A 25,503-nucleotide genomic window follows, 5' to 3' on the forward strand; every position below is an offset into this window, starting at 1 on the left:
CATGCAATTAAACCCTGCAACGGTAAAGTCGCTTAGGCACACATTCGATTGGACACAACAACAGCTTGCCGATGCCTGCGATGTAAGCTTGCGAACCATTCAACGAGTAGAAAAAGAAGGTGCAGCCTCAAAAGAAACCACCATGGCCTTATGTGCGGTATTTGAAGTACGCCAAGGTGAGCTTATTAAGCTTGATGAAAACAACCAAAATGATGCCAATAACAGCCCATCTAAAAGTTTTATTGCTGGTTTAGTTATTAGCTCTGTTATTAGTTTTGCCCTTGGTGCAGCCTCAGTACTATTAGTTAGTAACTAATAAAATATAAAAATGCCCCTATGCTTACAGCACAGGGGCATTTTTTAGTACTTAAAAACTTAAGAACTTAAATTATTGAAATACTTTATCCACCTTTACTACTTCAATATTTTTCGCTGGTATTGCCAGTTTATAATCAGCAATCACTTTATCTTCAGCCACTAACTCGGCAGGCTTATCGGTGTTGTACACCATAGGCGAGGTTTGCATAGTTGCTAAACGTTTTTGCATATCTTCACCATCACCGGTAACAAACACATAGTGGATATTCTCAGTTTGTAGGTTGTCTTTAATCACTCGATTTATATCGTCAACAGTTAATGTTTTAAGCTTGTTTGTTACATAGTTTACAAAACTATCGGTGTTATAAAACTCGCTATCTAGCGCATAACCTAACTGGCGATTTTGACTAGCAACCATTTGTGGCACAAAGTTAATTAAAAAGTTACGTGTGGCTTCAAAATCTGCCTCAGTCATGCCATTTTTAATTAATTTATCTAGCTCAAATAATGCGGTACGGGTAGCAAAATGCGCATCGTTGTTTGAGCGCAGTGGACGCAGCCACACCTGGAATATTTGCTCAGAGCGCCCTAAGTTTGCATCCGGTTTAGTTTGAAACATACCTCTAGGGAAGTATTCAATGTAGGCGTAATCACCGTAATTCATACCACGGGTTTGACGAATACGTTCGTACAAGTAACTGTTAGAACTACGATGCTCACCAAAGTACGAGCGCACTAACCACAATGCGGTCCAGTCTTCGCTGCTACGAATGGTATCAATAGGAAAGCCAAACGATACAGCTGTTGATTGCGCTGACTTTTCAACAATTGTTGCATGATGACCTTTAAGCTCTGGCGCATCAGGGATTGTTAAGCGGCTTTGTTCGCCTTTTGGAAGTGTCGCCAAGTCAGCTAACATTTGTGTTTTGAGTTTTTCAGGCACAGCACCAATTAAACCCACAGTAAGTTTAGCTTGTGTAAGTTCAGCATTATAAAACGCTTTAACATCATCAAGAGTCAGCGCTTCTAAATCTGATAAATCACCGTAGTTATAGCTTTCATAAGGGTGGCCTTTATAAAGCACACTGTAGAGCACTTCTTTACCCAACTCTTCATCATTAGAGGCTTTTAAACCTGATTTAATGCCATCGATCATTTCTTTTTTCAGACGCTTAAAGTCATCTTCTCTAAAGCCTGGGCTTAATAGCTGCTCACTCACTAAGGCATACCACTGAGCAGCATTATCTTTATGAATACGCCCTTGAAACGACAGCATTTCTTTATCTATTTGATAACCAAAACTACCCGCCAGCGGGTACATTGCCTTTTTAATATCTTTGTAACTCATTGAGGTTGAGCCACCTTGCGCCAGCATTGCGGCAGTTAAAGCCGCTACGCCTTTTTTACCCTGCGGATCGGCAGCGGCACCGGTATTAAATAATAAGTTAATATCGATTAACGGCGAGCTATTAGTTTTATCAAGCACCTTAAAGATAGGCTTACTCGGTACTTGCTGATACTTAGCTACCAAGGCATTTAAATCGCTTTCTTGTTCAAAACCAGGGGCTTTATCAAGTGCCGACATAGTAATTGTGGTGCGGGCGTTATCAACAAAATACTTATTTGCAACGGCTCTAATATCTTCGCTAGTGATATTGTCTGCCGATTTATACAGCTGATTAATTACCTCAGGATCGCGCTCAAAATGCATATAGCTGGCAAGTGTAGAGGCAATTGCTTGCGACGAATCTAAACCATTTATAAAGCTGTATTTAAGATTAGACTTTAAATCGCTGAGTTTTTGGCTATCAACCAACTCGGTACGCGCTTTGGCATACGTACGGTTTATAGCATCACGCACTGTGGCTAAATCATCGGCATTTTCAACTTTTACAAATACATGCAGTAACCCTGGATCTTTTGTCTCTGGGTTATAGGTAAACATTTGACTCGCGATTTGTTTTTCTACTACCAGCTCTTGGTAAATATCTGAATTGCTCGAAAAATAAAGCTGCGAGAGTAAATCTAATGCGGCTCTGTCTTTTTTCTGGGGCTCCCATGCGGCGCCTTTATACGACACAAGTAACCAATGGCCAGGTAATCCCTCGTTTTGCTCATGCACATATTTTGGCGCTTGCTGAGTTGGCTCTTTAGGAATATCAGCAACATAGTCGCCTTTTTGCCAGTTACCCCAGTGTTTTTTAACCATCGCCATGGTCTCTTTTGGATCAACATCACCAACAATCACAAGCGATACATATTCAGGCTTATAAAACTTATCAAAAAACTCTTTACCGTAGGCCATTTGATCTGGCATAGCTTCAATGTCTTCAAAAAAGCCCATTGTAGTGTGTTTATAGGTATGTTTTTCGAACGCTTCTTGGCGTACCGCACTTAATAATTTACGAATTGGACTGGCATTATTTTTTAAGTACTCGCCTTTAACCGTTAGCGCTTCGGTTCTAAATTGCTCTTCGGTGTAGCTTAAGTTTTGAAAAATATCAGCTTCAATCTCAAGTACTTTATCAAGATGCTGTTTTGAAAAATTTAAGTGGTAGTTAGTGTAATCGTTAGTTGTGTAGGCGCGGTTATCAACCCCTGAATTTTTTAAAATATCTGAATACACATCTTGCGGAAACTTTTCAGAGCCTTTAAACATCATGTGTTCAAAAAAGTGAGCAAAACCAGTTTTACCCGCTTCCACTTCATTACGCGAGCCAACAGATACAGGTATTTGTAGCGATACTACATCTGGGTAATCGGTTTTAACTACCATCACACGTAGGCCGTTATCTAGCTCTTCTATTAGGTAATCTTGTGAAAAAACACGCTCATCTGCTTTATTAACTTGTTCTTGTTGAGCTGCTGTTTGCGTGTTTTGACTTTGCTGCATAGCACAACCTGTTAAGGCCAGCGATACCGCTAGGCTAGTTGCCAGTAATTTAAATTTCATTGTTATCCCTTTTTAAATCGAGCAAATTTGTTGTTGTATTAAAACATTTACCAAACTAAGTATGCCGTAAAGTAGTTAAATATAAGAGCCCTAAGCCTATTAATTATGTAAACAACTGTGTCAGTTATTGCTGGTAACTTGGTTTAATCATGAAAATAATTCACGTTAATTGAGAAACTTTCAATAAATAAATCTATCTAGACGTCTAAATGGCTGCTATATTAAATCTATCATCACAAATTAAGCTGGAATGGGGATTATGGCTTTATCACTTCAAGAAAAAATACAGGACACCAACCAAGGTGTTTACCTAATTGGCACAACACCGCCAAAAATTGGGACTGATAAAGCGCAATTAAAAGTCATTGCCGAAAAATTATTAGGCCGTTTACACGAAATTGAATATGACGGTGTGATTATTTATGACATTCAAGATGAAAGCAGCCGTACAGAGCAAGCGCGTCCATTTGCGTTTAAGCAAACAGTTGATCCGCGCGAGTACAGTCAACTCTTACGAGGCTTATCTGATCTTGATGTAATTACTTATAAAAGTGTAGCTCAGCGCGGTGTGAGTGAGTTTAAAGCGTGGTTAGATGAAACTAAAAATGACTACGATTTAAAAAACGTGGTGTTAGTGGGCAGCCCATCATCAGCGGGTGATATAAAGCTGAGCTTACCGAATGCCTATAAAACACTGGCAGAGCAGTCTGAAGATTTCTTTTTAGGTGGCGTAACCATTGCTGAGCGCCATGCAAATAAGCGCAACGAGCACCAACGCTTAATAGAAAAAACAGCACAAGGATGCCAGTTTTTTATCTCTCAAGCCGTTTACAATGCACAAGCAACCATAGATTTAATAACCAGTTATGCGCGCACATGCAAAGCACAAGGCCTGACACCTAATCGGATTATATTAACCTTTACGCCTTGTGGTGGTGAAAAAACCTTAGAGTTTATGCAGTGGCTAGGTATCTCAGTGCCAGAGGCAACTAAATGGCGCATGCTTGATTCGGAAAATACATTAAGCGAATCAGTGCGTATTTGTCGCGAAAACCTCGACTCAATTTTAAAAAGCTGTGCTCACTTAGGTGTGCCACTGGGTTTAAATATTGAAAGCTTAACCAATCGTAAAGAAGAAATAGACGCGTCTATTAATTTATACCGTTTATTAAAAGCAACAATGGAACTCAACCTTGCGGAGAAACTAATAGCTTAATTGCGGGGTTCGGGGTTCGGGGTTCGGGGTTCGGGGTTCGGGGTTCGGGGTTCGGGGTTCGGGCAGAATGATAAGCTACATAAAATAAACCAGTTCAAGTAGTTAACTTCGTTTATTTTAATAAGTACTAACTTGATCTGTCAGAAAACCTGTTGGGTGGCGCCTTCGGCTTAACCAACCTACATTTTGACGTAGGTCGGATAAGTGGCGTAGCCACGCCATCCGACAAAAATGATGAATTTACCAGAAACAATCTAATTTGCCACGTTAGCGATATATAACTGCTTTACACTGTAAGTTAAACCACTCTATACCGACTATCGGCTGAGTGCCATGGGCGGTCATTGGTAACGCCTCATTCAGAGGCAATAAAATAGTTGGTTAGAATTAGCGAGGCACGAGCAAAAACCAACTGTTTTTTGTCCTGCTGAAATGACTTGTTAGGCATTCTTTATATCTGCGAAGGAAGTAATAAACTCTTTGCACACTTCATCTAAAAATGCAGTTTCTAATGGAAATGCATTTGATACTTTTGACCAGAAAGGTTCTGGGCCGATAAAAATCTGCTTTCCTAGTTCTACTTGTAATGCAAAGTGCCCTGAAGTATCAACAGATTTAACTAATATTAATAACTCTCCTGGACTTTCAGAGGTAATTGAAGCTTCGCCATTTAAGCTAGATTGCAGTTTTTCCAGATCTTCAAGGAAACATTTAAATTCATAACCATCAACCCAGACTTCTTGAGTTAACTTTGAATCAGAAGTTTTTAATGACACTAACAAATTACAATCATAAATATAATTTGCAGCTCCTCTACTTAGTAACTCAATCTCGAAGCTATCTGAATTGTTAAAATTTATCTGCATACTATCCTGAATGCCTAACTTTTAAATAAGGGGCGCAGGCACGTAGGGCATAATGGCGAAGCCGCCCTGCGTGTTTGCATCCCAGTGAACGAAGTGAGTGACTTGATTTTTTTGTTATGTTTCACTTGCTTGATACTCAGCTATTTCTTTTTGTAGTAAAGCAATCGCTTTAATAGCTTCAAAATTTTGTCTTGCTACATCTTCTTTGTACGATGCGAGAAAAATAGAAATTTTTTTAACTATTTCTTCTTGTTCTGCGACAGAAACATTTTCAGAGAAAGATAAATCCAGTGCCGGGACGCTAGGTTCTGGACTAGACGGAAATTTTTTGAGTGTGTTTTTTACCATTGCCTTCCATAACTTCAGAACTTCTGGATTAGGATGAAAAAGCTCCCTATCTATTATCTTTTCATTTTGATTAGCTTTAAAACCATCTAGGCTAGTAATGTCAATAATGTTACTCATATTCAATTTTCCTCCGTGAAACATAACGCCCGCATAATGGGCAATAACACGTAGGCTAAAATTGGAGCGAAGCGACTGAGCCTACGTGTTATTGTCCCAGCGAGCCCGCGAGCGAGTTAATGCGATTGTTATGCATCTACTTGCGTTTATACAACAACCCCAACGAGCCCTTTTTCCATGGCTCTGAGTAAAAATCTCCAACTTTTAACGCTGTATAATTTTTCTTAGATACATCGAGTTTAAGAGTTTTTCCGTTATCTACTGTTTTTATGAAGACATAGTAACTCGTTCCAGCTTTGGTGCTTTCATAAGTGTCTAGCTTTACAACAGAGCCGCTTAACTGAAAATCAGATTGGGGACCAATGAAATTATTGAACCCTAGAACAAAGCCTCCACTCATAAGGAGGAGCATTGCAGCAACAACAGTCGTTAGTGTAATTCCTTTCAATTCTCCAGATTCGCGGCGTAGGTTTGGAATTCTTTTAAAGTAAACGTAGAAGCAAATAATAACGATAGGAACTGACAAATACTTAAACGCCCATACGAATGACGAATTTAATACTGTTTCGTACATTAGCAGGGGAACTATCGAGATGACCATAAATAGGCCGAATGACTTATCTCCGTGCTTTTTTAAAAAATACTCCAATCTCAAATTCCTTTTGATGCATAACAATTTAATAGTGCGCTCATCGCGCATATTTCTGCCGACTCCACGCTCATTTTTCTACATTATATAGTTTTAACAAATAACCTAAGGTATTACTATCACTAAGTTTTCTAAAACTTTAAAGAAAAGTTAAATAGAACAATATGCGCGCATCGCTCATTTTCATGAATATATGCGCAAAGAACAGTTTAACAAATCAATTAACGACGATATTTAGCCAATATCAATGACCGCTTCTCGCTCATAGCTGCTTGTCAGGTGAAGTCTAAACTAATTCTCCTCAGCTGTAAGATCAGATATGAGCTACTACACCTATATGGCTTGCCTTTTTATTTTTATAATGTAATTCGCCGGTCAATTTCTTTTTAAATTTATATTTTATTACTGTGTTTATCGCGGATTGTTTTTTTTAGCTGTTTCTTAATTAAGGTTTGTTCGCAATACAATGCAACAAAAACCCCAATAAAACTCGAAAAGATCACAATAAGCCAATAGTAAGCACTATTAAACGTGACTATCTCTGAAATAGACAGATACAAATTGAATGGAACCACAAAAATTAAAAATCCTAAGACTTTGATAAACTCCCTAAATAGCTGAGAGTCCATTTTTGCTGAGTTTATATGAGCATTAATAGTTTCGTCTGACACATTACCTAGCTCAGCGTATTCCTTTTTCAACCAATTGAGATAATCCAATTCTACTTCCTTTTTTATATTTTACGTTTTAATCACCTGATTTCATTCTCGACAAAATAATTACACTTTATTGATTACATGTAAACAATACAATGACTTAACACTTAAGCTGTGTGCTAAAAAGAACTAACAGGGAGAGGTAGTGAATTAAGAAGATGCAGCAAACCACGGCGCTAAATTTAACGCCGTGTTGGGCTCTTTTTTACTGACAACTGACAACTGATAGCTAAAAACTGAACGCTTTTATTTACGTCTTCTATTTGGCGCTCTTTGCCCTGTAATACGTTTTTTATCGCGATCTTTACGCGCTTTGTTGGTATTTTTGCGGTTATCTTTAGGCGGCTTATTTAAGTCGGGCTCGTAGCCTTCAAGCCATTGTGGTGTTAAGCGGGTATCAAGCAGTACTTCAATTTCTTCAAGTAGCCATTGCTCATCTAAGCTCACTAATGACATCGCTAAACCTTGCTCGCCAGCTCTTCCTGTACGGCCAATACGATGCACATAATCTTCAGCTATGTATGGTAATTCAAAGTTAATTACGTATTTAAGTGCCGGTATGTCTAAACCGCGCGCGGCTACATCAGTCGCCACTAGAACACGCGTACTGCCTTCTTTGAAGTTATGAAGAGCACGGTCGCGAGCACCTTGCGATTTATCACCATGAATAGATTCGGTTTTTAAACCATCTTTACACATTTCTTTGGCAAGCTTATCGGCCATTTGTTTTGTGCGGGTGAAAATGAGCACTTGGCGCCAATTTTTCATGCCAATCATGTGCGATACCAGTTCGCGCTTTCTGTCTTCATCTACTGCGTAAATAACTTGTTCAACCTCTACAGCAGCAGAGTTGCGCTTATCGACTTCAATAAGCTCAGGGTCTTTGAGCAATTTTTTACTCAGCTCAAATACACTGTCATCAAAGGTGGCGGAAAACAGTAAGGTTTGACGATCGCCTGGGATGTGACGCAGTATTCGTCTAATTTCGTCAATAAAACCCATATCAAGCATACGGTCGGCTTCATCAAATACTAACGAATCAACACTTGAAAGCACCACACTGCCCTTCACTATATGATCAAGTAAGCGCCCTGGCGTTGCCACTATTACTTGCGCTGTTTTAAGTGCTTTGATTTGTGGGCCAATGCTTGCGCCACCATAGGCAAGTGCACCTTTTATATCTGTACCTTGTGCGTATTTTTCAAAGCTTGCAAATACTTGCTGAGCAAGCTCCCTAGTGGGCGTTAAAATAACCACACGGGCAATGCCTGGTTCGTCTTTTTTAGCGGTATTTAAAAGCTTATGTAATAGCGGCAAAACAAAAGCGGCTGTTTTACCTGTGCCGGTTTGCGCACTGCCCATTACATCATTGCCCGCTAAAATCGGCGGAATAGTTTTAATCTGAATAGCGGTTGGTGTGGTGTAATTATTTTGCTCTATTGCCGTTAATAGTAACGGGTCTAGGGCTAGTGATGAGAACGATGTGGCAGACATAAGCTTGGCTTTAAAATAACAAAGAACGCTATTATACCTGAGCTTAAGTAATAAAAAAGGCGCTAAATAGCGCCTAAGTAAAATGAAGTGTTTAAGCCGGTTTTAATGTGGCTTTACGCTCATTATAAAATGCAATTAAATCATCTACGGTGCTTTGACAGTATTCACGAATACCCGATACCACCATGTGTTTTTCACCAAAACCCACCTTTTCGCCGTTTTCTAATAAATTAAAGCGCAAGGTTATTTTGCCGCGTTTACCAGCGTATTCAAAGCTTGGCTCTGCAAACTCAAGGGTCGGTGATTTAATATCAATGTTATTAAGGTTAATGATCATTGATTCATAAATAATCATAGGCCGCGCAGGATTTATCATTACCTCTTGCTTGCCCATTAAAGGAATAATTACATGCGGGAACGCAGCACCTGAGAACTCAACATAATTTTTTATTAAACTGTTTGTAAGTGTTGGGCATTTACTGGTTTTACCGTCGCGTTTAACCTTTAAAATTACTTTTTCGCCATGGTTTACATCAAACTCTTCTCCAGGTTGTTCTGGAAAATTTAGCTTGGTATTTTCATCAACCATACCGGCAAAGGTAAACTCCATTCGCTCACTAATGCCATAGCGGTCTAACACTAGAGAAAAAAGTAAGTCTCCTGGTGCGCAAAACTTTTTAGCGTCTTTATCATGAAGCGGGTTGTAGTCGTCGGCTACACATTTAGCAAAGCGACAACCTTGCTCACGAGAAATTGAAACATAATCAGCATGCTGCTGATAGTAAGGACTTAACATAGTGTGTTCACTGCTTAAACTGCTTATAACCTAGCTATACTACCAGAAAAAAAATCTTGAGAGGTCGAATCTGTTTAATAAAGACGAAAAATGATAATTTGCAACTCGCTAATTTACTAAGTAAATTAGGCAAATACGAGTTTAAGGGATTAACTAATGAAGTATTTTTCTTTATTAATATGTGCGGTTTCATTTTTAACTGGCTGTAATAACGTTACTTACACAACCAATATCGACGACGACGTTTTATCAGAACACGTTTCAAGCCACATTAAAAAACGTGGCCTAGAGCAGTTTTACAGTATTCAGGACGCTCTCGATAGAGGTGCAAGCCCCCTTGGTGGAATAAAAGGCGAAAGCTGCGATGAATCAGATAATACGCGAACATCCTCAATTACCTATAACCGTTTGAAATCACAAGCTATAGAATCCCTTAAAAACGATGTGCTTTATTTAGGTGGCAATGCATTTACACTGGATCAATGCCAATCAGTATCTCGCTACAATTGTGATTTAGCCGTTATTTGTACCGGACAAGCCTATAATTATTAATAGCTCAAAATTATCTAATTGAGACTATAACGCTATGTAATTCGTTTTCTCTCATTTCCTCTATCAAACAACAAGCTGTATTTGCCAATGACTTTTTACTTTTTAGCTGCCGCTATTTTATGTGTTTTCCCACAGTGTAAACTCACTGTATTTCGCCAACCATTATGGCAATACTTATTGCTGCTAAGTGTTATTACTGCCTATTATCAAGAGTATATAAATTTAAACGCGGTTGCTGTTATAGCTGTTTATGTGGGGTTGTTTCACTTTACGCTATTGGCAACCTCAGCGTTAAAACGGAATGTTCTAACGTCTTTATTTTTAACAGCCTCCCTCGGGTTAGCCTTACATTGGTTTGCGGGGTTTAATAACCTGCCAATTGTTGTTAATGAACAAGTCACCAGTAACGCAATTGCATTTACCCTGTATGCTAATTTCGATAAAGCATTAGCGGGTTTAATGCTGAGCGCTTATTTTTTTGCAAAAAACAAAACGGCAAAGCCAATAACTATCGGCTACCCTGCTTTAATCATAATTATCACCATTTTAGCGGCGCTTATAACTGCTTTAACGTTAAACCTTGTTGAATTTGCGCCAAAAGTACCTGAATTTTGGTTGCTATTTATAGCCATCAACCTACTTTTTACCTGCGTTGCAGAAGAGGCATTATTTAGAGGAATAATACAAACTAAGCTTTCAAAACTAATAACCCCGGGCAGGTTTGCATTACTGGCACCGGTGATCAGTACTTGTGTATTTTCACTGGCACACTTTTCAGCGGGTACTCATTATATGCTCGTGGCGGCCGTAGCAGGTTTTGGTTATGGCTATATTTACTATAAAACAAGCCGATTAGAATGGGCCATTTTATGTCATTGGCTCGTTAACGTGTTTCATTTTTTCTTATTTACTTACCCTATGCTGGCAACTCCATCTTAGAATTACAGGCACAAAAAAGCCGCTTAAATTAAGCGGCTTTTGAATCTGTATACGCGATTACGCACTTGGATAATCACGGTATGCGCGTTCTATCTTTTTAGCCTGCTTTTTAGAAATACCTAAATGGGCAAGCGCAACACGTAAACGTGCACGCGATAGATCTGATCCTAAAATCTCCATTGCATCTAATACCGAAGTTGATGATGTTTTGCCGGTAATAGCCACAAATATAGGCTCTAAGAAGTCTTTAATTTTAAGCTCGTGGAAGGTGGCTACTTCTTTTGCAATTGCAAAAATAGCTGGTTTTTCAAAGCTACGTAAGCCTTCTAGCTGCCATACAAAAAACTGCAGCGCTTGGCGAATAACATCTTCGTCAGCTTTACCTGCGGTTAATAGCGCTGGGTCGTAAGTCGGGATGCCCCCTACAAAGTGCCCTGCTAAATCAACCATGTCAGAGAGCGTATTTATACGCGTTTTAGCTTCTGGTAATACTTTAGCCAGCATGTCGCCATTAAATTTCCAGTCAACAAAACGCTGCATTAGCTCTGCATCAGTTAAGTTTTCGCGGATCCACATACCGTTTAACCAGCTTAACTTGTCTACGTCGAATACTGGGCCACCAAGCGATACACGCTTCATGTCAAAATGTTCAATCATTTCATTAAGGGTGAACTTTTCACGCTCATCAGGCATTGACCAACCCATACGGCCTAAGTAGTTTAGTACCGCTTCTGGTAAGTAACCCATTTCTTTGTAGTAATTAATAGACGTTGGGTTTTTACGCTTAGACAGTTTTGATTTATCTGGATTACGCAATAATGGTAAGTGACCTAGTACCGGTGCTTCCCAACCAAAATCTTCATACAGTTTTAATAGCTTAGGCGCTGAGTTTATCCACTCTTCACCACGGAAAATGTGGCTAATTTGCATATGGTGATCATCCACCACGTTAGCTAAAAAGTACGTTGGAAAACCATCCGCTTTTAATAGCACTTGCATGTCTACGTTTTCCCACGGGATCTCAATTTCGTCGCGTAGGTAATCGTTAAACTTAAAGGTACCTTCACTTGGGATTTTCATACGAATAACGTAAGGTTTACCCGCTGCTAAGTTTGCTTTAATTTCGTCTTCTGTATGGTTTAAGCCACGACCATCGTATTTAGGACGCAGACCTTCGGCCATTTGTTCTTCACGCATTTGGTCCAGTTCTTCGCTGGTTGCGAAACAGTAGAATGCTTTGCCGTCTTCAACTAACTGATGAGCGTATTTTTTATATAAATCACTGCGCTCAGATTGACGGTATGGACCAAACTCACCACCTACATCAGGACCATGATCCCATTCAAGGCCTAACCAGCGTAAGCTATCCATGATGGCTTGTTCAGATTCAGGTGTGCTGCGAACTTGGTCAGTATCTTCAATACGAAGTACAAATTCACCGCCTTGCTGTTTAGCAAAACAGTAGTTAAATAAGGCAATGTAAGCGGTGCCAAGATGCGGGTCACCAGTTGGCGACGGAGCAACACGGGTACGAATTGTCATGGTAATGTCTCTTTTAATAAGTGAGATGGTATGAAATACCAATAAATATTTTAAGCGGCTACTTTGTTTAAGTAAGCAATAATATCGTTTGATTCATAAAGCCATTTTACTTGGCCATCTTGCTCAATACGTAAACAAGGTACTTTAACTTTTCCGCCTTGCTCTAATAGCTCTTGGCGGTATTGCTCATCATTTTTTGCATCGCGTGTTTCAATTTTTAAGCCTTCACGCTTAATTGAACGGCGCACTTTTACACAAAAAGGGCATGCTTTGAATTGATAGAGCTTAAATTGTGCGGTTTGCTGATCAAGCTTAGTTTGCTCTTGCGGATCACGTTTTTTGCTACGCGGCGTAAAAACAAAATTAAAAAATAAGATGATACAACCTAAAACCCAGCGAACTAATTTCATCTTCAATACTCTTTACAACAAATTTAAGGTGCAAGATTTTAACACAAAAAAGCGCAACACTATAAGCGGATTATACGTTGCGCTATATCGTTAAAAAAGTGCTTAATTACAACACCACCATATCATCTCTGTGTAGCACTTCCACGCCGCTATCGTAATCAAGTAAATGGCTGATTTGATTAGAGTGTGCGCCTTTTATTTTATCGATTTCAAGATGGCTAAAGCGAGTTAACCCGCGTGCAATAATTTGCTCGTTTACATCAATTAAGTTAATTAAATCTCCACGTTCAAATTCACCAATAGCACGCGTAATGCCTTTAGCAAGTAAACTAGCGCCCTTAGATTGCAATGCATGCACCGCACCGGCATCAATTAAAATTTGGCCGCTACTTTTAGGCCCTGCCAATAACCATTTTTTTCGGCCATCTTTAGGGGCGGTAAGTTTTAAAAAACGGGTGCCAGGCAGTTGCTCGCTCATGCATTTTAAAATCACATTTTCATCAGCGCCTTTGGCAATAATCACCTCAACCCCAGCTCTTCTGGCAATATCTGCGGCCTGTAGCTTGGTTGCCATGCCCCCTGTGCCTAGGTTTGTACCGCTGCCACCCGCAAGTTGGCGTAACTCATCATTAATATGGGTAACTTCGTCAATCAAGGTGGCGTTAATGTCGGTGCGCGGATCGCTGGTAAATAACCCTTGTTGGTCGGTCAGTAGCAGTAATTTGTCGGCATTGGCTAAAATAGCCACCAATGCCGACAAGTTATCGTTGTCACCTACTTTAATTTCACTGGTCGCAACTGCGTCGTTTTCATTAATGATCGGCACTACATCATAATTTAATAAGGCATTGAGGGTATCGCGGGCATTTAAATAGCGCTCTCTGTCGTCAACATCCGCGCGCGTTAGTAGCATTTGCCCGACGTTAATGCCATACAACGCAAATAAGCTTTGCCAAATATGAATGAGCTGCCCCTGTCCAATGGCGGCCAACATTTGTTTGTCTATTAATGTGCGCCCACAGGGTTTTAATAGCTGTTCGCGACCTGCAGCAACCGCACCGCTTGATACTAAAATAACGTGATGACCTTGCTTTTTTAGCTCACAGCATTGGCGAACCAGTTCCACCATATGTGCTTTGTCTAACTTATCGGTACCGCCAGTGAGTACACTTGTACCTAGCTTTACAACTACGATCTGATCCCTTTGCATGTTTTTTACTTAGCGCAATAAATGATGAATTTATTTATACCAGTTCGGTATTTTTGAACAAGTAAAAAATATTCAATCACCCCTTCTGCATGCTAGGATCGCACTATATTCAACCGATTAAATTACACCTTATGCCTGCCAGTTTATGCTTAATTATTGCCACCTTTTTGTGGGGTAGCTCCTTTATTGCACTTAAATACGCGATTGCGATTTATGATCCAGCTTTGGTGATATTTTTACGTATGCTCACCACTTTACTAATTTCGTTATGTTTATGGCGTTACGTAATTCGCTTTGAATATTTAAAAGGCGATTGGAAGTACTTATTAGGCATGTCGCTGGCAGAGCCTTGCTTGTACTTTTTATTTGAAGGCCACGCAATGGAGTACACTTCAGCGTCTCAGGCGGGGGTGATTGTTTCTTGTTTACCTATTATTGTGGCATTTTTAGCATTTTTCATGCTCAAAGAGCATATTAGTAAAGCTATTGTGGTGGGTTTTACACTGTGTATTGGCGGCAGTATTTTACTGACCTTGCTCTCACCGAGTTCAAGCCAAGCCCCAAACCCATTACTGGGAAATTTTTTAGAATTAATGGCCATGGTGTGCGCGGCATTTTATACCGTGTGTATAAAACATTTAGCTAACCGCTACTCCCCGCTCACATTGATTGCTCTGCAAGGCGTGAGTGGTAGTTTGTTTTTTGCTCCGTTTTTACTGTTTATTGACCTACCCAGTGAAAACCAACACGATTTAACCGCACTAATGAGCATATTGTACTTAGGCTCTTGTGTTACTTTGGGTGGGTACGGCATGTACAACTATGCGATTAGTAAAGTGTCGGTATTAACCGCCGCGGCTTACTCTAATTTAATCCCTATTTTCACTTTAATTTTGTCAGCCATTATCCTCAACGAAGTACTAACTCTTGGGCAGTGGATCAGCATATTTGTGGTGTTTATAGGCGTAATGATTAGCCAACGCCATCAAGAACTAGTGGTCGATATTCCTAACTCAACTTCGGGTGAGGATATTTCTGCCGACACTAACCATCTTAAATCGGTACCCGAGGCCAGTGAATCAAAAGGGTAACAGGTTAATAAATACAGCCCTGATTGCTGCAAAAAATCGGTGTTGTACTGATTAATTACCTCAACATGTGTTACTGAATAATGCTGCACTTGGCCATTTTTAAGTTGTAGAGAAAATTGCTCCCCCACTTTAGCGTTTTTTAAAAACGCAAAGTGGGTATCGTTGTGGCCGGCAATAAGTGCTCCTTGCGAGTTACCAAAATCAGCCCCACCTAAATCCCCTGCTGGTAAAAAGTGGCTCGGCGCAAACGCTAAGTTTCTACCACTTGCACCATCAAGCACGGTTAGTCGTTTATTATGCTTTGGCCATATTATTTGTGCCACCGGGTAGCTATCAGCATAAAACCACGGCTTAATTTTTTTATTGGGCGATTTAAGGGCTCTTTGCCAAGCTTGCTCTATTAACACTTGTGCAAGCCATGCCTTTGACTGCATGTATACACCATGGCCAAACAAGCTCAGCCCAAAGGCAAGTAAACCTATGCTTAGCCACTTTTTCATTTACAGCGCCTTACTAACAACAGACCACCTAGAAGTAGTAATGCTCCAAACACAATATGCATTTTGCTTTGCCCATCTGTTTGCGGCAAGCGCATGGTCATTCCTTGTGGCATAGTATTAGCCACTTGTGTGCTTTGTTTAGCAACTTCTTTAATAGTGGTCTCTTCTATGGCAATAAACGCAGTAAATGGGCTAAGTAATTGATGCTCAAGCGCGAGCTGCTGCACTTGCTGTTTTACAACACTTTGTTGGTTGTATAACAATAACGACTTTATTTTTTGACGTGCCCAAAGCTTATCAATTCCTGTAGCTTTTGAACTTGCTTGCGGATTAAGCTTAACCTTAAACTCCCCATGCGCCGTTTGCCCAGTAAAAGTAATTGCATCGGTATTGTCTAATTTAATAGCCACCATAATGGGCTCAGCAAAATATAGGTCGGGCAAAGGTGAGGGCCAAAAATCTAAGCTGTCTCCATTTGTATTTGTTAACGCTAAATTAGTCATCGCCGGGTGAGCAAGTTTATCAAACAACTGCTGCATTTTCGGCTGCACATCATGAGCACTGCTTATAAAGGTGTAAGTTCCCTTACCTATATCAGCGGCACGACGCATAAAATAACGGTTAGGTGCGCTACCAATGCCCACGGTAAATAAACGGCTATCACCTAAGGTATGCGCAATATGTTTAAATAACTGATCTTCGTTACTTACGCTACCATCGGTTAAAAATACAACTTGGCGCACAAACCCTTCAAACTGCATCCCATCGAGTACTACATCAAGTGCGCCTTTTATTTCAGTTCCGCCATCGGCTTGTAAATTATAAATAAAACGCTCTGCGCGACGTAAATTGAAGTCACTGGCAATTAATGGGGTCTCACTCATGGCTGCAACCTCATTATTAAAACTGACAATATTGAAGCTATCATCACTATCTAATAATGATAATGCGTAAAACAGCGCTTTTTTAGCTTGTTCAATAGACTGCCCATGCATAGATCCCGAAGTATCAACTACAAACACCATTTCACGCGGTAAACGCTGAGATTGAGTAAAACTATCGCTTGGCGGCATTAACATTGCTAACGCATACTGCTCACCATTTTGTGCTTGCTGAGTAAAAAGTGCAGCTTGCGCTTGCGCTATTTGAAGTGGCTTAAACTCAAGTACAAAGTCTCTATTTATGGCTTGCTGTTGTTTTAGCACAATGCTGTATTGCCCAAATGCAGGGTTTTCAATATTAACTTGATGGTACTTAGCGTTTATATCAACCAATTCTAAGCCTATATCCATGTTAATTGTTAAGCTTAAATCACTGGCATTTGCCGCCTCATTGGTTTGTTTTGTGTAAACAGGGCTTAACCAACCCTGTGGAGTGAACGAAGGTGCATTAGCGTTTTTTATCGCATGCTTATCTTGATCATCGTTAACTTCCCCTGTTATTGCATGATAGCGTGGCGTAATTGTAGTTGGAAAATGAATCGCAAAGATTCCGTGTTGGTAATCAATAATCTCTTGATACTCAAGCGTTATAACTATTTCTTCTCCTGGCCCTACATTTGCCACATTTGTAATAAACATATTTGCACGTTGCTGTCGCAACAATGAAGCTTGTTTGCCTGCTTTTTTGGCAGCTTGGTACTGTTTTTCAGCTTGGCGTTTTTTTGTTATTTTACCTTTGATAACTCGCTCGCCAATGCGCATAGTCATTGCTTGCACGGCGCTTTCATCGGGTAAAGGAAATACATAACGTGCATTTACGGCAAAAGGATTTTCATTTATGTAGTGCTGCGTTACTACAACATGATTAATTAGCCCTGTTAGGGTCATTTTTGCATCGCTTTTTAAAATAACCCCAGGGTTAACCGCCACTCCTTGGCTATCAAACAAGGATAGTTTTGGCGACTGTGCATGGCTTTTAAAGCTGGCCAAAAGCACGATAATAATAAAAATAAAAAGGCTTACCTTGGTAAGCACTTTGGTGGGTTTACTCAACATAAATCACTCCATCGAACGCCTTGCGATTAATTGCTTGCTGTTTGATCAGTCGTTTGATTAAGCGCACGGGTAGTGAGAGTAACGCGCCTGTCAAAAAAGTTATCTTCAAGGGTGTTACTATTTGCTATGCTTTGTTGCTCGCCAAATGCTTGTGCGCTTAAACGTATATGGCTTACACCTTGTTTAATTAAGTAACTTTGTACGGCGTTTACTCTGGCTTTTGAAAGTAATAAGTTTGCTTGCTCTTCACCACGCTGATCGGCAAAGCCACTTAAATCGAGTGCGAGTTGCGGTTGGCTTTTTAATAACGCTACCAATTGATCAAGCTGCTTGGCAAAATGTGGAGCAATATCGCTAGAGCCTGTTTTAAATTGCACCGTCATCGCCAATAAATTATTAAGCTGCGATTGAGTTAATTGCTCATTTTGTTGCGCCAGTAGTTCAAGTTGCGCCTCTAGGTGACTGTTATGATTAAGTACGTGCTGGTAGTCGTTGGTTTTCTCTGCCATTACAGTTAAAGCTTGCTGCTGCTCAGCAATGGTTTGCTCAGCCACCTTGGCATCGCCAATCAAACCACCAGCAAATGCGCCTACAAACGCGCCAATTGGCCCACCAACCACGCCACCAATAATGGCACCGGTGCTCAGGCCAACTATTGTTTCTTTTTTTGCTTCTTTTGATGGGGTATCCGCAGCAAATACTGGCGTACAAAAAGTGCTAACAAGTGTGAGTGCGATTAATGTTTTCTTCATGGTCTATTCCTTACTATTAATAATGGTTGGCAAGCTATTGGTTGGCACTTGCGTTGTATTGGTAATTTCAATAGCTGTATTAAAACACCATGAAGTGGCAACAAAGGGGAGTAAAAATGGCAAACTGCTGAGCAATTGTGGCAAAAAAATGGCAATTGTGTTTTTAACCGTACTTAGCGCAAAAACTTCGCTATAGTGCGCCTAAGTCAATATGAGTAATTAAAAAATGAAAAAAATAGCTATCGTTGAAGATGAAACTGCCATTCGCGAAAACTACATAGAAATGCTGAGCGCTCAAGGCTATCAGGTAAGTGGTTATGAAAACCGCCCTCAAGCAGAAGTCGCTTTTAAAGAAGCACTCCCCGATTTAGCCATTGTTGATATTGGCTTAGGCCATGAAATAGATGGCGGCTTTTTACTATGCCAAACACTGCGTTCACTTTCTAAAACCTTACCAATTATTTTTTTAACCGCTCGCGACAGCGAAATAGACACCGTATGCGGCCTGCGCATGGGCGCCGATGACTACTTAACCAAAGATATTAGCTTAGCGCATTTAGCCGCGCGTATTGGTGCGCTATTTCGCCGCATGGAAGCATTAGAGCAACCCGCCGATGCCAACGCATTAATAATTCGCGGTCAACTAACACTCGACACGCAACGCATGCAGGTGCTTTGGCAGCAACAGTTGGTTGATTTAACCGTAACTGAGTTTTGGATGCTGCATTCACTCGCCCAACGACCTGGCCACGTTAAAAGCCGTAATGAGTTAATGAGCGATGCTAAAATTTATGTAGACGACAGTACCATTACCTCTCATGTAAAACGCATTCGTAAAAAGTTTATAGCACTCGATAGCCAGTTTGACTGCATTGATACCGTGTATGGCATGGGCTACAGGTGGGAGCAACCCACATGCTGAGATTTGGCCTACGCAGTAAATTTATTCTACTTTCATGCTTTTTGTTTTTGTTGCCATGGTTAGGCTACGAGTACGTATGGGAAATGGAAAAGTTTTTACGCCAAGGCCAAGAAAAAACGCTCGTAGGCACTACACGTGCACTAGCCACGGCCCTGCACGAACGTCCCGCTTTATTTGACGAACAAACCAACTTTTTAGACCAAGTTGTAAAAGGCCGCGATCTCTATGCTTATAATTTAAAAAGCCCAATTCAGCTCGATGGTAAACTCAGCGACTGGGACGCTTACCAATCGCTATTTTGGCTTTATGACAAACGCTACTTACAAACAGCCGATGATAACCATCAGCTAAGCAACTTATCATTTAGCCACATGGTAGGTAAGTTTGATAATTACTTATATGCAGTATTTAAAGTCACTGACGATGCTTTAGTATACCGTGCCAAAAACAGCCTCAGCATTACCAATAACGATTACGTAAAAGTTGGCCTAAAAAACCCCGATGGGCAATTTAATACTTATGTTATTGCTCCGCGCCAAGATGGCTGGGTCAACGCATTTGATGCCAACAGTAAAATGCCTTTTACTAAAATTCAGGGTTTCTTTAAACAAACTGAAACAGGTTACAACCTTGAGCTGCGCTTTCCTTTGAGTATGCTTGGCAATAAACTGGGATTTGCCATTGCCGATGTTGATAGTAAACAACCAAACCAGCCCCCTAGTATTATGTCTACATCGAACTTAAATAACCCAAATGATTTAGGCTCGGTACTGGTACCCTCCCCTGAAATAAACCGTATATTAAAAGGCATGGGACACAGCGGCAGTCGCATATGGGTGGTCGATAATCATCACCGTGTATTAGCGCAATCGGGCAGTATTCAAAATGCCGATGGCGTATGGGCCGATGGGCTAAAAAATCAAGCGCCAAAAACTGCGTGGCAGCGCTTTGAACAAGCCTATTTACATCCTTTGTATTATAAAATTTTAACGCGTCCTGAAGATGAATTTATAGATACCTTACACGATGTAGCTTCAATGCAAGGCGCTCATTTAGCCAAAGCACTCAAAGGCCAACCGGCCTCGTCTTGGCGACTCACTCCCGATAACAAAGCGGTAATATTATCGGCTGCGTATCCTATATGGATCGAGGATAAGGTTATTGGGGCAGTTATAGCTGAAGAAACCACCAATGGCGTGCGTACACTGCGTAATAAATCGCTGGAAAAACTATTTAATGTGATTTTAGCGGTCATGTTAATTGGCACAGTCACTTTGTTCTTTTTTGCTTCGCGTATATCGAGCCGTATTAGGCGACTACGAGATACAGCAGAGCAAGCCATTGATGCGCAAGGACGAGTAACAGGCCATATAAATTACAGCGATGCCAATGACGAAATTGGCGACCTGTCGCGTAGCTTTTCAAATATAGTGAGCCGACTTGGTGGCTATACCGATTATTTAGAAAATATGTCGTCGCGCTTATCTCACGAGCTGCGCACACCGGTTGCGGTTGTCCGTTCATCTCTTGAAAACTTACAAAGCTTGCAGCAAAGTGAACTGAGTCAAAAATACCTTGAACGTGCCAGCGAAGGGGTTGAGCGCTTAGGAAAAATAATTACCACCATGAGCGAGGCAACCCGCCTTGAGCAAAGTATTCAAAGCAATGAGCCAGAGCAGTTTGATTTACAAAAAGTAATTAGTGGCTGTATGCAGGGCTACCAACTTACTTATCCTAACCAGTTATTTACACTCAACATTTGCCAAAGCACACTATTGATGCAAGGTGCTCCTGAATTTATAGCGCAACTGCTCGATAAGCTGATTAATAATGCCTTGGAATTTAGTGAAGCTAACACTGCAATTGAAGTCAGCCTTAAGCAAAATGAAAGCAAAGCAACATTAACGGTAAGTAATACAGGTACTTTATTGCCTGAGGGACTTACTGAACATATTTTTGATTCTATGGTATCGGTGCGCAGCCAACAAATGCAGCAACAACCGCATTTAGGCTTAGGGCTTTATATTGTAAGACTTGTATGCGATTACCACAAAGGCACAGTAACGGCGCACAATAATGAGCAAGGTAATGGGGTGGTATTTACTGTGAGCTTGCCACTTAATAACTAAAGGTTCCCTAGAAGTTATGCCTCTTTTTTTAACAAGCGATACAAAGTATCCATACGCTTATGCGCTTGCTGCACCTTTGCTTGCGCCTCAACTTTTATAGTTAAGATAAGTAGTAACAACAGATAAAAACTAGGCTGAGCTAATACGTCTGGGAACATAAATGAAACAAATGCGATATAAGCAAAACTGCCAAATAATCCCTTAAAAATATCAAAGGGTTTAGATGAGTGTTTTTCAAACTCATCTTCAAGAACTCGTTTTTTTTCAGCTTCGCTTATCGCTAATTTTGCGTTAATTTGTTCTGGTGTCATTAAATTAACTCCTTTTAAGATAAATACAATTATGGATATGCAGCTTTCACTATTAAGAATGATAAGCAAACTCAATTGTATCGCTATTTGGTAAAAGTGACGAGCAAAAAAGACTGAAACGTCCTAGTTATAGCAAGGACGTTTAAAAATGACTTAATGCAATATTACAATCAGTTTAAGTGACCTTGGGAGTGTTAGTGTTTAAAAACGCTTTAATGCAGTCTATTTCTGCCTGTTTGACCGTTTCGCCTATTTCGGGGCCCTTTTTGCCGCTTTTAAGCGCGTCTTGCACTATCTGTTTTTTATCCATTTTTTGTAGTTCATTGTGAATAGCACGTAATTTAGCGGCTTGTGGATAGGGCTTATCCACCAGCGTTTCGCCTCTTCCTTGTGCATCACACTGGCACGCTTGAGTAAAAGCAATAAAACGCTCTGGATGCACTAGCGCATTTAAATTAGTGACGATTAATTTATGAATAGTTTGCGGTCTTAACTGTTCAAGCGTGTGGCAAAGTGTATGGTTATCACTGGTAAGCACGCCTATATCACGAAAGCGATTAGGCACTTTTAAACGTTCACAAAACGCCTCAACTACAGCAACCCCTTCACGTTCATGGCCGCGTAAATTACCGCGTTTTTTATAGCTTAGTGCTTTACCAAAATCATGGGTTAAGGCGGCAAACCGCGTTTCTAGGTTAAAGCCTAAATCGGCTGCTCGTCTAAGGACTAGCATGGTATGGACAAACACATCGCCCTCGGGATGATGATTTGCCGGCTGCGGGGTGTTTTTCATCTGCTCTATTTCAGGAAAAATACCTAACCCATCTAATGCTTGGAAATAAAGCTCAGGGTGTTTTTCGCCAAGCGCTTTTTCTGTTTCAAGCCAGACTCGCTCTGGTACTAGATGTTCCAACTCGCCTTTATTTTTAAGCTCATGCATTAATGCAGTAGTACTTGGATGAATAGACCAGTCACTACCATACCGGGCTAAAAAGCGAGCAATACGTAATACCCGAACAGGGTCTTCTACAAATGCGTGGGTGGTGTGGCGCAGTATTTTATTTTTTAAATCATCTTGACCATTAAAAGGGTCAATAATAGTGCCGTTTTCGTCTAATGCCATAGAGTTAATGGTTAAATCTCGGCGTGCTAAATCTTCTTCAAGAGTTACGTTTGGGCTGGCATCCACCACAAAGCCGGTATAACCTTTACCACTTTTACGCTCAGTGCGCCCTAGTGCATATTCTTCTTTAGTGTTTGGGTGTAAGTAAACCGGAAAATCGCTGCCAATGGGTAAAAATCCGAGCGCTTCCATTGTCTCTGGCGTTTCACCAATAACAACATAGTCATTATCTTTTGATTGTATGTTTAGCAGTTTATCTCGCACTGCTCCACCCACTAGGTAAACTTGCTTTAAACTCTGTTGCACTTTATTCCCAACCACTACTTTTAAGCTTTTCTTTGATGTTAATCATACCTAATAGTCATTAAAAAATCTGTGTTGTTTGCCAAGCTTTATTAAGCTCATTACAATGACGCATTATTTTTTAATACCTAAACAACAAATGAAAAACCACTCAGCAAAAAAAGAACTTATATTACTACCCATCCTTTTGGTGGTTATTATTATGTGTGTTGCAGGGCATTTCTTGCTGCAGGCTAATTTTCAAGACAGCCATTTGGTTGAGTATTTGTTAGCTGCAATCCCATTTGCTATGTTTGGCTTAGTAATAGTAGCTTTTAAAATGGCCGCCAAAAGTGAACAACAAGAGCAGGAATAAAAGACTTAACTTTTAGCTATAATACATGATAACCAAACCAGTCAGGTTTAATTGTTTGTGCTTGACCACTTGGGGTTAGTTTAATATTAAGCTGGCTATCGAGTAAATCTATAGCAAAGCAATCATCAACATCATGTAAATCATCTTTATGTAGATGGCTCAGCCCTGCGAGTAAATCATTTTTAGCACGCTGTTTTGCTTCTTCACTACTGCAGGCAACATACAAAGCAAAGTCGTGTTGCTCTGCTAGTGAGTCGTTTCTGTAAGCACCTAAGTTAACAAAATAAAGCTGCTTATTTTGCTCTACATAACTATCAACTACCTCAACTTTATAACCATCAATGTGATTAACCGCCATGTAGCTATCCATGTGTACGCTATTTTTGTCGCCTACCCACTGACTTTTAAGCTTGCTATAAGTTTGCTCAATGTTTTGGCCTACCACAAAACGTACATCGTGCATTTCTATGTGGCAGCCTTGAATACGTCCACCTAAATACACCATAAATAACTGCATGCTCACTTCCTTTTTTAAAACTAAATTAAATTAAACTATCTACGTCAATTTCATGCTTTTTAATCAGCTTATAAAAATCAGAACGATTACGCTTGGCAAGCTTGGCACCTTCGGCCACATTACCCCCTGCCATTTTCAGGGTATTGATAACGTAATCTCGCTCAAACTCTTTTTTAGCGTCGTTAAGCGAAAGTGGCTCAACGTTATTTTCATTGCTATTTAACGCACTAAGCACTAAATGTTCAGATATAACGTCACTTGGTGTTAAGGCAACCACCTGCTCCACCACATTTTGTAATTGACGAATATTACCTGGCCAATCATACCTTACCAGTGCATGCATGGCATCGTTTGCAAAACGTTTTTCTTTTTGTTCCATACGTTTTGCAATATTAGCGCTAAAAAAGTTAGCTAATAAGCTAATATCTTCACGGCGCTCTCGCAGCGGAGGAAGTTTGAGGTTTACTACGTTTAAGCGATAATATAAATCTTCTCTAAACTCTTGATTGCTAATAGCTTCCGGCAGGTTTTTATGGGTCGCTGAAACAATTCGCACATTAATGGGGATCTCTTCTTGAAAACCGACTGGGCGAATGGTTTTTTCTTGCAGCACGCGTAATAACTTAACTTGTAAATTTAGCGGCATATCACCAATTTCATCTAAAAATAAGGTCCCTCCTTGCGCTTGCTGAAACAGGCCTTGGTGATCTTTTACCGCCCCTGTAAATGCGCCTTTTTTGTGACCAAATAACTCCGACTCTAATAACTCACCAGGGACTGCACCACAGTTAATAGCCACAAACGGGCCATCACTTACATGGCTATGCTGATGAATTGCCTGTGCGAGCAGTTCTTTACCTGTACCACTGGCACCAGAGATAAGTACATTTACCTGAGTAGGACCTAGTAATTTAACTTGCTCTAGCAAATGCAACATAGCGCCACTGCGAGTAACAATATTGCTTTGCGGAGTAATATCATCATTATTCACTCCATGTATTTCTATAGCTTTTGCTAAGCTATCGAATAGCTCGTCTTTATCAACTGGCTTAGTAATAAAGGCAAATATGCCTTGCTTAGTCGCCTCTACCGCATCAGGAATTGAACCATGAGCCGTCATCATAATTACAGGTAGTGCTGGGTAGCGGCTTTGCAATTGTCGGTGCAGTGCCATTCCATCCATTTCATCCATTCTTAAATCGGTGATCACCGCATCAAATACTTGGCTTTTGAGTAGTTGTAAGGCGTTCATGCCACTATCACAGGTTGTTACTTCATAACCTTTTGATTGAATTCGAATTGCCAGTAACTGCAGTAAGCTGGCATCGTCATCAACGAGTAAAATTTTAGCGCTTGATGGAAGTGTGACTGACATAG

General features: G+C 40.4%; 24 protein-coding genes. 8 read left to right on the forward strand and 16 right to left on the reverse strand.

Annotation, left to right across the window (positions count from 1 at the left end):
* The first annotated feature begins 1 nt into the window (after position 1).
* A complete protein-coding gene (locus AC27JR_RS03250; RefSeq protein WP_008110269.1) occupies positions 2 to 316 on the forward strand; it encodes a helix-turn-helix transcriptional regulator in 315 nt (104 codons plus the stop codon).
* A gap of 72 nt (positions 317 to 388) precedes the next feature.
* Here the strand turns inward: AC27JR_RS03250 and AC27JR_RS03255 are convergent, their stop codons facing one another.
* Complete coding sequence (locus AC27JR_RS03255) at positions 389 to 3,271, reverse strand: M16 family metallopeptidase (protein WP_487172772.1); 2,883 nt, start codon at positions 3,269 to 3,271, stop codon at positions 389 to 391.
* Between the two features lie 259 nt (positions 3,272 to 3,530).
* Here AC27JR_RS03255 and AC27JR_RS03260 point away from each other — a divergent pair, with 259 nt between their 5' ends.
* On the forward strand, positions 3,531 to 4,487 hold the full coding sequence (locus AC27JR_RS03260; RefSeq protein WP_008110265.1) for a methylenetetrahydrofolate reductase: 957 nt from the start codon (positions 3,531 to 3,533) through the stop codon (positions 4,485 to 4,487).
* 440 nt (positions 4,488 to 4,927) lie between these two features.
* On the opposite strand, the gene AC27JR_RS03265 is transcribed toward AC27JR_RS03260, so the two are convergent.
* The 5 genes from AC27JR_RS03265 to AC27JR_RS03285 all read right to left on the reverse strand — a co-directional run bounded on the left by AC27JR_RS03265 (position 4,928) and on the right by AC27JR_RS03285 (position 9,473).
* A complete protein-coding gene (locus AC27JR_RS03265; RefSeq protein ID WP_487172773.1) occupies positions 4,928 to 5,353 on the reverse strand; it encodes a hypothetical protein in 426 nt (141 codons plus the stop codon).
* 114 nt (positions 5,354 to 5,467) lie between these two features.
* A complete protein-coding gene (locus AC27JR_RS03270; RefSeq protein ID WP_109874298.1) occupies positions 5,468 to 5,818 on the reverse strand; it encodes a hypothetical protein in 351 nt (116 codons plus the stop codon).
* Between the two features lie 136 nt (positions 5,819 to 5,954).
* Entirely contained in the window at positions 5,955 to 6,467 is a 513-nt protein-coding gene (locus AC27JR_RS03275) for a hypothetical protein (protein WP_487172774.1), read from the reverse strand.
* A 962-nt stretch (positions 6,468 to 7,429) separates the two neighbouring features.
* Entirely contained in the window at positions 7,430 to 8,677 is a 1,248-nt protein-coding gene (locus AC27JR_RS03280; protein WP_487172775.1) for a DEAD/DEAH box helicase, read from the reverse strand.
* Positions 8,678 to 8,768: 91 nt separating this feature from the next.
* Complete coding sequence (locus AC27JR_RS03285; protein ID WP_016900441.1) at positions 8,769 to 9,473, reverse strand: DUF3581 domain-containing protein; 705 nt, start codon at positions 9,471 to 9,473, stop codon at positions 8,769 to 8,771.
* Between the two features lie 156 nt (positions 9,474 to 9,629).
* Here AC27JR_RS03285 and AC27JR_RS03290 point away from each other — a divergent pair, with 156 nt between their 5' ends.
* A complete protein-coding gene (locus AC27JR_RS03290; RefSeq protein WP_487172776.1) occupies positions 9,630 to 10,025 on the forward strand; it encodes a hypothetical protein in 396 nt (131 codons plus the stop codon).
* An 87-nt stretch (positions 10,026 to 10,112) separates the two neighbouring features.
* Entirely contained in the window at positions 10,113 to 10,964 is an 852-nt protein-coding gene (locus AC27JR_RS03295; protein ID WP_487172777.1) for a CPBP family intramembrane glutamic endopeptidase, read from the forward strand.
* A 57-nt stretch (positions 10,965 to 11,021) separates the two neighbouring features.
* Here AC27JR_RS03295 and gltX read toward each other — a convergent pair whose 3' ends face one another.
* The 3 genes from gltX to proB form a co-directional block, all read right to left on the reverse strand.
* A complete protein-coding gene (gene gltX / locus AC27JR_RS03300; RefSeq protein WP_008111109.1) occupies positions 11,022 to 12,506 on the reverse strand; it encodes a glutamate--tRNA ligase in 1,485 nt (494 codons plus the stop codon).
* 50 nt (positions 12,507 to 12,556) lie between these two features.
* Positions 12,557 to 12,916 (reverse strand): glutaredoxin family protein, encoded by a 360-nt coding sequence (locus AC27JR_RS03305; protein ID WP_008111110.1) that lies wholly within the window; start codon positions 12,914 to 12,916, stop codon positions 12,557 to 12,559.
* A gap of 106 nt (positions 12,917 to 13,022) precedes the next feature.
* A complete protein-coding gene (gene proB / locus AC27JR_RS03310) occupies positions 13,023 to 14,126 on the reverse strand; it encodes a glutamate 5-kinase (RefSeq protein ID WP_487172778.1) in 1,104 nt (367 codons plus the stop codon).
* Between the two features lie 131 nt (positions 14,127 to 14,257).
* On the opposite strand from proB, the gene AC27JR_RS03315 reads away from it, so the two are divergent.
* Positions 14,258 to 15,217, forward strand: coding sequence for a DMT family transporter (locus AC27JR_RS03315; RefSeq protein WP_033102849.1), 960 nt, complete (start codon positions 14,258 to 14,260; stop codon positions 15,215 to 15,217).
* Here AC27JR_RS03315 and AC27JR_RS03320 read toward each other — a convergent pair.
* Genes AC27JR_RS03320 through pdsO form a run of 3 tightly spaced genes read right to left on the reverse strand, consistent with a single transcriptional unit; the run spans position 15,112 to position 18,466 of the window.
* Positions 15,112 to 15,717 carry a class GN sortase gene (locus tag AC27JR_RS03320; RefSeq protein WP_096038710.1) on the reverse strand — a complete coding sequence of 202 codons (606 nt, stop codon included), beginning with the start codon at positions 15,715 to 15,717 and terminating at the stop codon, positions 15,112 to 15,114. The two genes, AC27JR_RS03315 and AC27JR_RS03320, sit on opposite strands and share 106 nt — an antisense overlap.
* The gene (locus AC27JR_RS03325) at positions 15,714 to 17,714 is read right to left on the reverse strand and encodes a marine proteobacterial sortase target protein (protein ID WP_487172779.1); all 2,001 of its coding nucleotides are present in this window, start codon (positions 17,712 to 17,714) and stop codon (positions 15,714 to 15,716) included. Before AC27JR_RS03325 ends, AC27JR_RS03320 begins: the two co-directional genes overlap by 4 nt.
* 26 nt (positions 17,715 to 17,740) lie before the next feature.
* Complete coding sequence (pdsO, locus tag AC27JR_RS03330) at positions 17,741 to 18,466, reverse strand: sortase-associated OmpA-like protein PdsO (RefSeq protein ID WP_036956574.1); 726 nt, start codon at positions 18,464 to 18,466, stop codon at positions 17,741 to 17,743.
* A gap of 226 nt (positions 18,467 to 18,692) precedes the next feature.
* Here pdsO and pdsR point away from each other — a divergent pair, with 226 nt between their 5' ends.
* Positions 18,693 to 19,388 (forward strand): proteobacterial dedicated sortase system response regulator, encoded by a 696-nt coding sequence (gene pdsR, locus AC27JR_RS03335; RefSeq protein WP_008111124.1) that lies wholly within the window; start codon positions 18,693 to 18,695, stop codon positions 19,386 to 19,388.
* A complete protein-coding gene (pdsS, locus tag AC27JR_RS03340; RefSeq protein WP_487172780.1) occupies positions 19,382 to 21,517 on the forward strand; it encodes a proteobacterial dedicated sortase system histidine kinase in 2,136 nt (711 codons plus the stop codon). Before pdsR ends, pdsS begins: the two co-directional genes overlap by 7 nt.
* A gap of 14 nt (positions 21,518 to 21,531) precedes the next feature.
* Here the strand turns inward: pdsS and AC27JR_RS03345 are convergent, their stop codons facing one another.
* The gene (locus tag AC27JR_RS03345) at positions 21,532 to 21,828 is read right to left on the reverse strand and encodes a hypothetical protein (RefSeq protein ID WP_487172781.1); all 297 of its coding nucleotides are present in this window, start codon (positions 21,826 to 21,828) and stop codon (positions 21,532 to 21,534) included.
* Positions 21,829 to 22,003: 175 nt separating this feature from the next.
* Positions 22,004 to 23,257 (reverse strand): multifunctional CCA addition/repair protein, encoded by a 1,254-nt coding sequence (locus AC27JR_RS03350; protein WP_487172782.1) that lies wholly within the window; start codon positions 23,255 to 23,257, stop codon positions 22,004 to 22,006.
* A gap of 136 nt (positions 23,258 to 23,393) precedes the next feature.
* On the opposite strand from AC27JR_RS03350, the gene AC27JR_RS03355 reads away from it, so the two are divergent.
* Positions 23,394 to 23,609 (forward strand): hypothetical protein, encoded by a 216-nt coding sequence (locus AC27JR_RS03355; protein WP_487172954.1) that lies wholly within the window; start codon positions 23,394 to 23,396, stop codon positions 23,607 to 23,609.
* A gap of 16 nt (positions 23,610 to 23,625) precedes the next feature.
* Here the strand turns inward: AC27JR_RS03355 and AC27JR_RS03360 are convergent, their stop codons facing one another.
* Positions 23,626 to 24,126: a DUF1543 domain-containing protein gene (locus tag AC27JR_RS03360; RefSeq protein ID WP_487172783.1), complete on the reverse strand. Its 501-nt coding sequence runs from the start codon at positions 24,124 to 24,126 to the stop codon at positions 23,626 to 23,628.
* Positions 24,127 to 24,151: 25 nt separating this feature from the next.
* Positions 24,152 to 25,501, reverse strand: a complete 1,350-nt coding sequence (locus AC27JR_RS03365) for a sigma 54-interacting transcriptional regulator (RefSeq protein ID WP_487172784.1) — start codon at positions 25,499 to 25,501, stop codon at positions 24,152 to 24,154.
* Between the last annotated feature and the right edge of the window lie 2 nt (positions 25,502 to 25,503).

Source organism: Pseudoalteromonas sp. NH0006-26 (assembly GCF_057552415.1).